Source organism: Comamonas sp. lk (assembly GCF_900564145.1).
Taxonomy (GTDB): domain Bacteria; phylum Pseudomonadota; class Gammaproteobacteria; order Burkholderiales; family Burkholderiaceae_C; genus Comamonas.
In genome coordinates, this window is record NZ_UOOB01000002.1 from 367,104 (window position 1) to 379,445 (window position 12,342).

The window sequence follows — 12,342 nt, forward strand, 5'->3', positions numbered from 1 at the left end:
TAGACCTGTGGACAACTAGGACATGGCTGGCGCATTAAGCTCTCGCCATGTCTGAAAACCTGCCTGAAAAAGAAAGCATCCGCCTGGCCAAGCGCCTGGCGGAGCAAGAACAATGCTCACGCCGCGAGGCCGAGCTCCATATTGAAGCGGGCAACGTCCAGGTAGACGGCAAACTGGTGCTGGTGCCCGAGACCCGCGTGCACGCCGACCAGGTGGTCACCCTGCGCCACGGCGCCAAGCCCGAGGCAATTCCTCCGGTCACCATCCTGATGAACAAGCCTGCGGGCTACACCCAGGGCATGGCCTACGGCCGCGTGCGCAGCGCGCATTCGCTGATCAGCGAAGCCACGCTGGCCGCCATTGATACGCCCATGCCCTTGCTGGTGCTGCCCCAGCACTTCAAGAACCTGGAATCCTTTCTCACCATTCCCCTGCCCGCCAGCGGCTTGATCGTCTACACCCAGGACAAGCGGATAGCGCGCAAGCTCAAGGAAGAAGGTGCCTGGCTGGAGCAGGAACTGATTGTGGGCGTTGAGGGCCAGATCGATGAAGGCGGCCTGGAGCTTCTGCAGCAAGGTCTGCCCATTCCTGGCGGCAATGGCCAGCGCCGCATGCCACCCTGCCATGTCAGCTGGCAAAACGAAAGCCATCTGCGCTTTGCCCTCAAAGGCATTGCGCCCGAGGAAATCGAAACCATGTGTGCAGCCGTGGGCCTGACCGTCACCAGCCTGCGCCGCTTGCGCATAGGCCGGGTCTCGCTGGCCAAGGTGCCCGAGGGCCAGTGGCGCTACCTCATGCCCTGGGAAAAGTTCTAAACTTTTCACTCATAAAAAAAAGAGCTGCTGGCGCTTGATAGATAAGCACCAGCAGCTCTTTTAACTTGTCAAAGTGTGAAGTGCGCCGATAAGCCGGATTCTGTGCACAGCGGTTGCCCGCTGCGTGACCGCCATTAATCTGGGCCGTCAGTCGCCTGACGGCTCGGTGCTACCTACCCGCACACTCCGGGGGCCCCGTCAACGTGTGCCTACTTGGTATTGCTGCGCGTAGAGATTGCCCGTTTCACCCCCGGTGGTCTACCTTGCGGCACTCCCCCGGGACTCGTCTCTGTTGCTCTGATCCTCACCTCACGGTGGACAGCTGTTAGCTGCTACGCTGCCCTGTGCAGTCCGGACGTTCCTCCAGTACGGTCTTTCGACCCAACGCAAGCGTTGGCCTTACGGCTTGTACCAGCGACGGTCTGGCGCACTTCACGGCGAGCATTATCTCCCGTTCACAAAGAGCCTGCACAGAACTCACGTCTAAACTGCTCAGGCGGCAGGCCTGACTCGCGCTGAAACATGGCAATAAAGGCCGAAGGCGTGCTGTAACCCAGGTCATAAGCAATGCTTTGCACCGTGTGGCCGGCCTCCAGCGCATCGATGGCGCGCAGATAGCGCATACGCTGGCGCCACTCCCCCAGACTCATGCCCAGCTCGCTCTGGCAATGGCGCGCCAGCGTGCGCTCCGTCATGTGCACGGTGGCCGCCCAGGCGGCCAGACTGCGGTGATCGTCGGGCTGCGCCTGCATGGCATCGAGCACCTGCACCAGGGCCGGGTGACGGGCCACGGGCAAAAAGCTCAGCTCCAGCGGCGTGGCTTTCAGTTGGTCGTGCACCACCTGGGCCAGCCGCAGATCGGCCTCGGCCACTGGAATCTGCACATCACGCAGGCCGAAGTCGGCCAGAACGGCCTTGACTATGGGCCCTATGCGCATGCAGCCCGCCGCGCTGGGCAGGCTCTCGCACAGCTGGGGCGCCAGATAGACCGAGCGGTACTGCACGGCATGCTGCAGATAGCAGCTGTGCACCACACCGGGCGGAATCCACACCCCATGCTGCGGCGGGCACAGAATCAGGCCCGAAGGCACTTCCATGCTCAGGCTGCCATGGGAGGCGTAGTTCAGATGCCCCCAGCGATGGCTGTGCGGCGGCGCTTCGCTATGGGCGCCGAACTCGTCGTAGCGAAAGTAGTAGCTGCCTTCCACCTTCTCCGTATCCAGAATCGCCACCGTATGGCGTTGCACGGCATGAGTCGCTGAAGTCATGGCATTCGTCCGGCTTGCGTTATGGTTTGTCTCAAATGCGTTATGCACTTTAAAACCGTCAAGCGCATGATAAGCCTCCACAAGGAGTCTTCATCATGGGTGCATATGCATTACCGCTGGGCGCGGTGCTGATCTGGTCGATCAACACCGTGGTCAGCAAGCTGGCTGCCGACAGCATCAGCGCCGCCGAGATCGGCTTTTTCCGCTGGCTGGTGGCCGCAGTGTTGTTCACACCGTTTCTGCTGCCGTCCATCTGGCGCCAGCGCGCCGATATCAAACCGCAACTGCCCAAAATCATCGCCCTGGGCGTGCTGGGCATGGTGATCTACCAGACCATGGCCTATTACGCGGCCCACTACACCACGGCCACGCACATGGGCATCATCGGCTCACTGACACCCATGCTGGTGCTGGCTCTGGCCACGGTGATGCTGGGTCAGCAACTGACCCGCGGCGCCATCTGGGGCTCGCTGCTAGCCATTGCCGGCGTGGCCCTGGTGGTGTCTTCCGGCAAGCCCGCGCAGCTGCTGTCCGAAGGACTGAATCTGGGCGATGCCATGATGTTTCTGGCCATGTTGTCCTACGCGGTCTACAACATCTTGCTCAAGCGCTGGCCCATGCCGCGCCTGTCAACGCTGCAACTGCTGTATCTGCAAATACTGGTGGCCGTGGCCGTGCAGCTGCCGCTGTATCTGATCTCGCCCAAGACGGGGCTGAACGCCAGCAATCTGCCGCTGGTGGGCTTTGCCGGCATCATGGCCTCGATTGCCGCGCCGCTGCTGTGGATGAAGGCCGTGCAAAGCATAGGCCCGGGCCGCTCCAGCATGTTCTTCAACCTCATCCCCATCTTCACGGCCATCATGGCCTATGGCGTGCTCCAGGAACCGCTGGCCGGCTACCACGCCATCGGCGGCGTCATGACGGTGGGCGGCCTGCTGCTGGCCGAGCTGTGGAAGCAACCGCTGCGCGCACCGCGCACGAGCATCGCTCAGGCATAGAGGCCCTCCCCCTCGTGGTGCATAGACGCTGCATGCCGGTGCAGCCCCCGCACCAAGGCTGCCCATAAGAATTTGCATTCGCCAATGCTCATAATTTCTTGTTGGACAGGCCAGTCGCAGATTTCGATACTGCCGTCACTGGAACACCGAGGTGCGCCGGTGACCCGCGCAGTCCTCTGCCCCGTCTCCCGCACCCGGTTTTCCGCTGACACACAGGCTACAGCCCGTGTGCCCGCTGCAATTTCGGAAACTGGAGACAAATATGAGCAGCCCGGCTTCTGCCACCCACCCCCCCGCCCACGATGCCGGCAGTGCCGCGCACCCCGATATGGACGCCACCTATCGCAAGATCGCCTGGCGCCTGATCCCCTTTCTGGTCTTTCTGTTCATCCTGGCCTGGATAGACCGCGTCAACGTCGGCTTCGCCAAGCTGCAGATGCTGCAGGACCTGCAGTTCAGTGAGGCCATCTACGGTCTGGGCGCCGGCATCTTCTTCATCGGCTACTTCCTGTTCGAGGTGCCCAGCAACCTGCTGCTGGAGAAGATAGGCGCGCGCAAGACGTTGGCGCGCATCACCATTCTGTGGGGCGGTGCGTCCATGGCCATGGCCTATGTGACCACACCCACCATGTTCTACGTGCTGCGCTTCATTCTGGGCGTAGTCGAGGCTGGCTTCTTCCCCGGCGTGGTGCTGTATCTGACCTACTGGTTCCCGGCCCATCACCGGGCACGCGTCAACGGTCTGTTCATGACCTCGTTCGCCATCGCCGGTGCCGTGGGCGGCCCTATCGCGGGCGCCATCATGAACGGCATGCAAGGCGTGGGCCATCTGGCCAACTGGCAGTGGCTGTTCATCCTCGAAGGCATCCCTTCGGTGATCGCCGGCTTCTTTGTACTCAAGTTCCTGCCCGAAAAACCCGAGAACGCCCGCTGGCTGACAAAGGCCGAGCAACAGGCCGTGAGCCATGCCGTGGCCGCCGAGAACCAGCAAGGCCACAAGCATGTATCGCTGCTGTCCGCCTGCCGTGACTACCGCGTCTGGCTGTGCGCTGCCGTGTACTTTTGTATCGTCAGCGGCAACGCCACCATCGCCTTCTGGTCGCCATCCATCATCAAGGAAATCGGCATCCAGAACACTCTGCAGATCGGCCTGATCTCGGCCATTCCCTTTCTCGCCGGCACGCTGGCCATGGTCTGGAACGGCCTGCATTCGGACAAGACCGGCGAGCGCCGCATGCACTGCGCCATCGCCGCCCTGATCGCCGCGGCCGGCCTGATCCTGACTGGCCTGTTCCTGCACAGCGCAGTGCTCGCCCTGTGTGCGCTGACGCTGGCTTCCATCGGCATCCTGGCCGCCTTCCCGGTGTTCTGGTCCATCCCTTCCGCCTTCCTGGCCGGCACGGCGGCTGCCGGCGGCATTGCCCTGATCAACTCCATAGGCAACCTGGCCGGCTTTGTGGCGCCTTACATGATTGGCGCGCTCAAGACCCGCACGGGATCGCTGTCCTCCGGGCTGTATTTCGTGGCCGCACTCGAATTCGCTGCCGCCTTCCTGGTCGTGGTCTTCGTCAAGAAGCAGTGACGGCCCGGCGCGCCTGCCTCCCCAGGCAGCGCACGCCCTTCCCCCCTTTCCCCAGGGGCCGAACGCCCCGCCTTTCCTTCGGAATCCCTGCCATGCATTTGCAGTTCACCACCCCCGAGGGCCAGACCCTCGCCCCCGATTTCCACACCCTCATCGTCGCCGGCTGGGCTGGCCGCGACCGCGAAGCCATCGAGCACCATATCGAGGAGCTGGCCGCCATCGGCATCCCGCGCCCCAGCGCCGTGCCCCTGTACTACCGCATCTCCAGCAACCAGCTGAGCCAAAGCAGCGCACTGCAGGTGCTGGGCCCGGACTCCTCGGGCGAGGTCGAGGTGTTTGTGTTCACCCACGACGGCGAAATGTTCGTAAGCCTGGCCTCAGACCACACGGACCGCAAGCTCGAAGCCTATAGCGTGGCTTTTTCCAAGCAGGCCTGCGTCAAGCCCGTGGCCACCCAGACCTGGCGCTTTGCCGATGTGGCCGGCCACTGGGACGAACTGATCGTGCGCTCATGGATCGAAGAAGAGGGCCGTGAGGTGCTGTACCAGGAAGGCACATTGGCCAGCCTGCGCACGCCCCAGGACCTGATCGAGGGCTACACCGGCGGCAAGGACCTGCTGCCCGAGGGCTGCGGCATGACCTGCGGCACCGTAGGCGCAATCGGCGGCATCCGTCCCGCTACGCTGTTCGCCATGGAGCTGTACGATCCCCGCAGCCAGCGCACCATCCGTCACCGCTACCGCAGCGAGCTGCTCGACATCGTGGCCTGAGCCACTTTGCCCCGCTTGCGGCCGTTTTCAGACAGACAGGACTCCCAGATGACACCAGCCTTCCCTCTCCCCCGCCTGGATCAGGCATCCCAACGCCTGGACCAGGGCGACACCACAGCCGTTCAACTGACCGAGCAGGCTCTGGCCCGCACCCAGCAGGGAGAAGGTACCAAGGTGTTCGCACGCGTCTTTCAGGAATCGGCTCTGGCCGAAGCGCGGGCCAGCGACGGCCTGCGTGCCGCAGGTCTGGCACGCTCGCCCATCGAGGGCTTGCCGATCTCGGTCAAGGACTTGTTCGATATCGCCGGCCTGCCCACGCTGGGCGGCTCGCGCCTGCTGGCCGATGCGCCGGCGGCCACGCGCACGGCTGAGGTGGTGCAGCGCCTGCGCCGGGCTGGAGCCGTCATCGTGGGCACGACCAATATGACCGAGTTTGCCTACTCGGGCCTGGGTCTGAATCCGCACTACGGCACGCCGCGCAACCCCTGGCTGCGCGATGAAGACGGCGGCCGCATTCCCGGTGGCTCGTCCTCGGGCGCTGCCATCTCCGTCACTGATGGCATGGCCATGGCCGGCATTGGCTCGGACACGGGCGGATCGGTGCGCATTCCTTCCGCCTTTTGCGGCCTGACGGGCTTCAAGCCCACGGCGCGGCGCGTGTCCATGCAAGGCGTGCTGCCACTGTCCGCCAATCTGGACTCCATCGGCCCGCTGGCGCCCAGCGTGCGCTGCTGCGCCACGCTGGATGCCATTCTCTCGGATGAGCCTCAGTGGGATTTGCAGGCCACACCGCTACAGGGTCTCCGCCTGCTGGCGCCCAGCAATGTGGTGCTGGACGGCATGGATGCCACCGTGGCCGCTGCCTGGGAACGCGCACTGTCTCTGCTGTCCCAGGCCGGCGTGCGCATCAGCCATGCCGTGGTTGCGCCTTTCAACGAACTGGCCGAGATCAATGCCAAGGGCGGTTTCACGGCGGCCGAGGCCTGGGCCTGGCACCGGGAATATCTGGCCTCGCGTCTGAACGAGTACGACCCCCGCGTGGGCACGCGCATTCTGCGCGGCAAGGACATCAGCGCGGCCGACTACATTGACCTGCTGGCACGCCGCAAGCAATGGATCGCCCAGGTCGAGGCACAAATGGCCGACCATGACCTGCTCATCCTGCCCACCGTGCCCGTGGTCGCACCCAAGATTGCCGACTTGTCCCAGAGCGACGAGGCCTACTTCCGCGCCAACGGCCTGATCCTGCGCAACCCCACGCTGATCAACTTCCTGGACGGCTGCGCCATCTCCCTGCCCTGCCATCGCGCGGGCGAAGCACCGGTGGGCCTGAGCCTGGCCGGCACAGGCGGCCAGGACCGCCGCCTGCTGTCCGTGGCCCTGGCCGTGGAACAGCTGTTGGCCGAGGCCTGATTCAGGCGACCGGGGGCAGGCGCGCCACGGCCTGGCCGTGGTTCAGCGCGAAGGCGGCCGCAGCCTCTTCGGCCGCGCGCGCCACGACTTCGGTCAAGGGATTCTGGTGGTCATTGCGGTAGCAGGCCACCAGGGGCAGAGACGGGAACTCGCGGTCCACGCGCAGCAGGCGCAGACGCTGATCTGCGAGCTCGCGCTGGATGATGGCCGGCGGCACGGCGGCCACGCCCAAGCCATCGCAGACCACACGGATCATGGTCGCCACAGAAGCTATGCAATTGAGGTGCACCGAGGCGCTGCTCTCGGTGGAGAACAGCTGCTCAATCACCGAAAAAGGCTCGGAGCCGCGCGCAAAACACATGATGGGAAAAGCCGCCAGTTCGGCCAGGCTCAGCGTCTCATCGCCTATGCCCAATTTGGGGCTGCCTACCCAGGCCATGGGAAATTCGCCCAAGGACAGAGAACTGACCGCGCCCGAGCTCAAAGGCTTGGCCTGCAGCGACAGGTCCAGCTGCCCTTTGATCAGCTGCTCGGACATGTGCAGCGTGGTGTCGCAAGCGATCTCTACCTGCAGTCGCGGATAGCGTTGCTGCAGCAGCGCCAGAAAATCGGGAAACCAGCTGTGCACGATGGATTCGATGGCACCGATGCGGATCACGCCCGCATAGGCCTGTTTGTCCAGCATGTCCTCGCGCATCTCGCGCATGAGGCGCAATATGCGTTCTGCATGAACCAAGGCTTTGGCGCCGTCAGCCGTCAACGAGACCTCGCGCACGCCCCGGTCGAACAGGCGCACGCCAAATTCCTGCTCCAGCGTGGCGATACGACTGGAGACAGCAGCCTGCGTGGTGTACAGGCGCTCGGCCGTCATGCGGAAATTGCGCAGCTCGGCCAACAGCACAAAGGTTTCCAGGAAACGTAGATTCATGGGGCGATATTAACTTTCCAGCCCCTGTCGATACAGCCCCGTACCCAGGCCAGCTCGCCTTTTGTTGCTGCCGCTGAGCCGCCCTGAGAACGTGTGGGTGGCTATGCGCCCATCAGGCTCATGATGCCCTGCAGCATCAGGGCCAGCAGACCTATCACCGCCGCCAGCATCAGCCAGGGGCCCCAGCGCTTTTCATTCCATGAATAGCCAACCGTCAGGGCGACGCAGCAAACGCCCAGCACCAGCATGGTTTGAATGAAGCTCATTCTGACACTCCCTTTTCTGTTGAGTGATGTCCCGTTTTCGGCTTTCATTGTCACGGCGCCCCGCGCCGGCAGCCTTGATTTTCATCAAGCCTCGCGACCCGGCACCGCAGCGCGCAGGCATATTGATATTCCTGCCAGCTAGAACAACTGCGCCACAATGGGCGTTTGCGATTTCTCCCGATATCCACCCACCTGCTGGAGGCTTCATGAAATTCGACAACGTTCTGCAAACCATTGGCAACACGCCCATCATCCGCATCAACCGCCTGTTCGGCGCCACCCCCCATGTGTGGATCAAGTCCGAACGCGGCAACCCCGGCGGCTCCATCAAGGACCGCATTGCGCTGTCCATGGTGGAAGATGCAGAAAAATCGGGAGCGCTGCAGCCCGGCGGCACCATCATCGAGCCGACCAGCGGCAACACCGGCGTGGGCCTGGCCCTGGTGGCCGCCGTCAAGGGCTACAAGCTGGTTCTGGTCATGCCCGACAGCATGTCCGTCGAGCGCCGCCGCCTGATGCTGGCCTATGGCGCTTCGTTCGACCTGACGCCCAAGGAAAAAGGCATGAAGGGCGCCATCGCCCGCGCTCAGGAGCTGGCAGCGCAAACGCCGGGCTCCTGGATTCCCCAGCAGTTCGAGAACCCCGCCAACGTGGCCGTGCATGAAGCCACCACGGCGCAAGAAGTGCTGGCCGATTTCCCCGACGGTCTGGATGTGCTGATCACCGGCGTGGGCACCGGCGGCCACCTGACGGGCGTGGCCAAGGTGCTCAAGGCCAAATTTCCGAATCTGAAAGTGTTTGCCGTGGAGCCCAGCGCGTCGCCCGTGATCTCCGGCGGCCAGCCTGCACCCCACCCCATCCAGGGCATTGGCGCCGGTTTTGTGCCCAAGAACCTCGATACCAGCTTGCTGGACGGCGTGATCCAGGTCGAAGCCGAACCCGCCCGCGAATACGCGCGCCGCATGGCGCGTGAAGAAGGTCTGCTGGTGGGCATTTCCTCGGGCGCCACGCTGGCAGCCATTGCCCAGAAGCTGCCCGACCTACCCGCAGGCGCCAAGGTGCTGGGCTTTGCCTATGACACCGGCGAGCGCTATCTGTCGGTGGAAGGCTTTTTGCCCAACGCCTGATCAATCCGGTCAGCCCAAGAAAACGCCGCACCCAAATGCGGTGTTTTTGATTCAAAACCGGCCAAGACCCAACAAATAAAAGCGCAAGCAGCTATCAATTCAGGAAGCTGCCCAGTTCACAGCGGACAATCCTCCTGACGCTCGTAATCCTGAATCAGCGTGAAGGCCGGCTGACTCTTCAATGCCCTGGCCTTAGTGAGCACGGTGAAATGCGTAGGCGACCAGCGCCGCACCTCGATCAAGGACGGCAGTGCCTTGAACATCTCGGCCTGCTTGGCCTCGCTTTTGCCCGCCTTGCGTTGCTGGGGCGGCGGCATGGGGCAGCTGACCTGCAGCTGCGCCAGCTCCTCGGTATTGACCTGCACACGGCCGGTGCAGCTCATGCCGTCATCGCCCTGACTCAGAAACGACTGCAAATCCTCGGCAATGCCTTGCGGCGTGATGCAACCCGATTCAGGCGCTGGTGGCTTGCGCACCGGCTCGAAGCGGGTCTTGAGCTGCCACAGGCCGGGCTCAATCGATTGCAGCACTTTGAGCTCGCCAAAAGGCAGCGCAGATGCTCCAGCTTGCGTCTCTTCAGCCGTTTGAGCGTATGCCGCCGCAGCGGCTGCGCACAGGGTAATGGCCAGCAAGGTCTTGCCTGTCTGCATGGATTGCTTCACAAACGCCTCGCTTTCTGCACGGATTGCCCAGTTTAAGAAGCCGCGCCGCCAAACGGCGTAAGCGCATGTTCACACATCGGGGGCAAAAACCGCCACACACCACCTCCATTTGCAGCATGCGCGGCTTGCATGGGAGCGGGATGATGCAGGAACCGGCATAGGCGTATTTCGGATTTGCGCTCGATAGCTGCCGAATGGCCCATGGAGCAAGCGGTCATCCGCCCGGGCTTGCATCCCGTTTTCCACCTCCCCTACCATCGTCCCCAGAAGTGCCACAAGCACGCAAAGGGAGTATTGCCATCTTGTTCCGATTTTTTGAAAAACAGGTTCCACCCTATCCAGCCCAGGAGCCGTCCGTGCCGCCCAAGGGCTTTTTTGCCTTTGTCTGGTCCTGCACCCAGGGCATGCGCGGCTGGATCGGGTTGATGACCTGCACCTCCGCCTTGCTGGCCGTGTATGAAGCCGTGCTGTTTGCCATCATGGGCCGCGTGGTGGACTGGCTGGCCGTAGTCTCGCCCGCCGATTTCTGGGCCGAGCAACGCGGCATGCTGGCCGGTATTGCCGCCATCTTGCTGGGCAGCGTGGTGCTACTGGCACTGCACACCACCGTCATGCACCAGGTGCTGGCCATCAACTTCCCCATGCGGCTGCGCTGGGTGTTTCACAAGTTGATGCTGGGCCAGAGCATGTCGTTTTACGCGGACGAGTTCGCGGGCCGCATCACCACCAAGATCATGCAGACCGCACTGTCGGTGCGCGAAGTGGTGTTCATGGTGGTGGACGTGCTGGTCGGCGTGGGCGTTTACATGATCGGCATTCTGATCCTGGCCGCCAGCTTCGAGTGGCGGCTGATGATTCCGTTTGCGCTGTGGTTTGCGCTGTATACCGGCGCCTGCTTTTACTTTGTGCCGCGTTTGGGCAAGATAGGCAAGGATCAGGCCGATGCCCGCTCGCTGATGACGGGCCGCGTGACGGACGCCTATACCAATATCGCCACCGTCAAGCTGTTTGCCCACACCCGCCGCGAAGCCGAATACGCGCGCAATGCCATGGAGGCTTTCAAAAGCACGGGCTATGCGCAGATGCGTCTGGTGAGCCAGTTCGAGATCACCAACCACCTGATGATTTCCGTGCTGCTGCTGGGCAGCGGCGGCACGGCGCTGTATCTGTGGACGCAAGGCCAGGCCACGGCCGGTGTGGTCGCCGCCGTGCTGGCCATGGCGCTGCGCCTGATGGGCTACTCCCACTGGGTGATGTGGCAGATGACGGGGCTGTTCGAGAACGTGGGCACGATTCAGGACGGCATTCTGACGCTGACCAAGCCGCGCACCATCGTCGATGCACCCGATGCCAAGCCGCTGCAGGTCACGCAAGGCGAGATCAGGTTCGAGGACGTGAGCTTTGCCTACAAGGACGGCGGCAAGAAGGTGATCGATCACCTGAACCTCCACATCCGTCCCGGCGAGCGCATAGGTCTGATCGGCCGCTCGGGGGCCGGCAAGTCCACCCTGGTCAATCTGCTGCTGCGCTTTCACGAAGTGCAGGAGGGGCGCATCACCATTGACGGCCAGGATCTGCGCCACATCACGCAGGACAGCTTGCGCGGCGCCATCGGCATGGTGACGCAAGACACCTCGCTGCTGCACCGCTCCATGCGCGACAACATTCTCTACGGTCGCCCGGATGCCAGCGAAGAGCAGATGCGCGCCGCCGCCCACAAGGCCGAGGCTTCGGACTTCATAGAAACGCTGACCGACCTCAAGGGCCGCAGCGGTTATGACGCCCAGGTGGGCGAGCGCGGCGTCAAGCTCTCGGGCGGCCAGCGCCAGCGCGTGGCGATTGCCCGCGTGATGCTCAAGGACGCGCCCATTCTGCTGCTGGACGAAGCCACCAGCGCGCTGGACAGCGAAGTCGAAGCCGCCATTCAGCAAAGCCTGGACGGTTTGATGCATGGCAAGACCGTGATCGCCATTGCCCACCGCCTTTCGACCATTGCCGCCATGGACAGACTCATCGTCATGGACCAGGGTCATATCGTGGAAGAAGGCACGCACCAGCAACTGCTGCAAAAAGCCGGCATCTACGCCAAGCTCTGGGCCCACCAAAGCGGCGGTTTTCTGGCTGAAAACGGCAACACCATATAAGAAATCACGATCAACCGATCTAGGGACAAGCGTCAGCTGCTATGACTATTGAACTCAACAAACATCTGCAACAACAGGCCATCACCTCGATAGAGCGCTACTTCCGCGAGAACATGGATGAGCCCATAGGCAATATGCAGTCGGGTGCCCTGCTCAATTTCTTTCTCGCCGAGATCGGGCCCAGCATCTACAACCAGGCCGTGGCCGATGTGCAGGAAAATCTGCAGGCCCGTCTGCAGGAGCTGGACTATGAGGTGGGCAAGGAAGAGTTCACCTACTGGACGGCCAAGCGCCCGGCGCGGCGCTGAAGCTGCGGCGCATCTGGCGCGGCCATTCATCCCATCCAAGCCTGACCGGTGCTGCCGGTCA

At 63.0% G+C, this 12,342-nt stretch carries 12 protein-coding genes and 1 other RNA gene; 8 read left to right on the forward strand and 5 right to left on the reverse strand.

All coding sequences use genetic code 11. The annotated features are described in order from the left end of the window. Positions 1–47: 47 nt before the first annotated feature. Positions 48–815 carry a S4 domain-containing protein gene (locus EAO39_RS20475; protein WP_120971530.1) on the forward strand — a complete coding sequence of 256 codons (768 nt, stop codon included), beginning with the start codon at positions 48–50 and terminating at the stop codon, positions 813–815. 73 nt (positions 816–888) lie between these two features. Here EAO39_RS20475 and rnpB read toward each other — a convergent pair. Both rnpB and EAO39_RS20485 read right to left on the reverse strand, forming a co-directional pair. Further along, an RNA gene (gene rnpB / locus EAO39_RS20480) (RNase P RNA component class A) lies at positions 889–1,249 on the reverse strand. Between the two features lie 21 nt (positions 1,250–1,270). Then, the gene (locus tag EAO39_RS20485; RefSeq protein ID WP_120971531.1) at positions 1,271–2,083 is read right to left on the reverse strand and encodes a helix-turn-helix transcriptional regulator; all 813 of its coding nucleotides are present in this window, start codon (positions 2,081–2,083) and stop codon (positions 1,271–1,273) included. Between the two features lie 95 nt (positions 2,084–2,178). On the opposite strand from EAO39_RS20485, the gene EAO39_RS20490 reads away from it, so the two are divergent. The 4 genes from EAO39_RS20490 to EAO39_RS20505 all read left to right on the forward strand — a co-directional run bounded on the left by EAO39_RS20490 (position 2,179) and on the right by EAO39_RS20505 (position 6,846). After that, the gene (locus EAO39_RS20490; RefSeq protein ID WP_120971532.1) at positions 2,179–3,081 is read left to right on the forward strand and encodes a DMT family transporter; all 903 of its coding nucleotides are present in this window, start codon (positions 2,179–2,181) and stop codon (positions 3,079–3,081) included. A gap of 262 nt (positions 3,082–3,343) precedes the next feature. Then, complete coding sequence (locus EAO39_RS20495) at positions 3,344–4,663, forward strand: MFS transporter (protein WP_120971533.1); 1,320 nt, start codon at positions 3,344–3,346, stop codon at positions 4,661–4,663. A 92-nt stretch (positions 4,664–4,755) separates the two neighbouring features. Further along, positions 4,756–5,433 carry a DUF2848 domain-containing protein gene (locus EAO39_RS20500; protein WP_120971534.1) on the forward strand — a complete coding sequence of 226 codons (678 nt, stop codon included), beginning with the start codon at positions 4,756–4,758 and terminating at the stop codon, positions 5,431–5,433. A gap of 48 nt (positions 5,434–5,481) precedes the next feature. Further along, positions 5,482–6,846, forward strand: a complete 1,365-nt coding sequence (locus EAO39_RS20505) for an amidase (RefSeq protein ID WP_120971535.1) — start codon at positions 5,482–5,484, stop codon at positions 6,844–6,846. A gap of 1 nt (position 6,847) precedes the next feature. Here the strand turns inward: EAO39_RS20505 and EAO39_RS20510 are convergent, their stop codons facing one another. Then, a complete protein-coding gene (locus EAO39_RS20510) occupies positions 6,848–7,774 on the reverse strand; it encodes a LysR family transcriptional regulator (protein ID WP_120971536.1) in 927 nt (308 codons plus the stop codon). Positions 7,775–7,875: 101 nt separating this feature from the next. Further along, positions 7,876–8,040: a hypothetical protein gene (locus EAO39_RS22790; protein ID WP_162989666.1), complete on the reverse strand. Its 165-nt coding sequence runs from the start codon at positions 8,038–8,040 to the stop codon at positions 7,876–7,878. A 206-nt stretch (positions 8,041–8,246) separates the two neighbouring features. Between EAO39_RS22790 and cysK the strand changes: the two genes are divergently transcribed. Then, positions 8,247–9,167: a cysteine synthase A gene (gene cysK, locus EAO39_RS20515; RefSeq protein WP_120971537.1), complete on the forward strand. Its 921-nt coding sequence runs from the start codon at positions 8,247–8,249 to the stop codon at positions 9,165–9,167. A gap of 116 nt (positions 9,168–9,283) precedes the next feature. On the opposite strand, the gene EAO39_RS20520 is transcribed toward cysK, so the two are convergent. Then, the gene (locus EAO39_RS20520) at positions 9,284–9,829 is read right to left on the reverse strand and encodes a DUF3617 family protein (RefSeq protein WP_162989667.1); all 546 of its coding nucleotides are present in this window, start codon (positions 9,827–9,829) and stop codon (positions 9,284–9,286) included. Between the two features lie 302 nt (positions 9,830–10,131). On the opposite strand from EAO39_RS20520, the gene EAO39_RS20525 reads away from it, so the two are divergent. Further along, on the forward strand, positions 10,132–11,973 hold the full coding sequence (locus EAO39_RS20525; protein WP_120971539.1) for an ABC transporter ATP-binding protein: 1,842 nt from the start codon (positions 10,132–10,134) through the stop codon (positions 11,971–11,973). 41 nt (positions 11,974–12,014) lie between these two features. Further along, the gene (locus tag EAO39_RS20530) at positions 12,015–12,281 is read left to right on the forward strand and encodes a DUF2164 domain-containing protein (protein WP_120971540.1); all 267 of its coding nucleotides are present in this window, start codon (positions 12,015–12,017) and stop codon (positions 12,279–12,281) included. Positions 12,282–12,342: the final 61 nt, after the last annotated feature.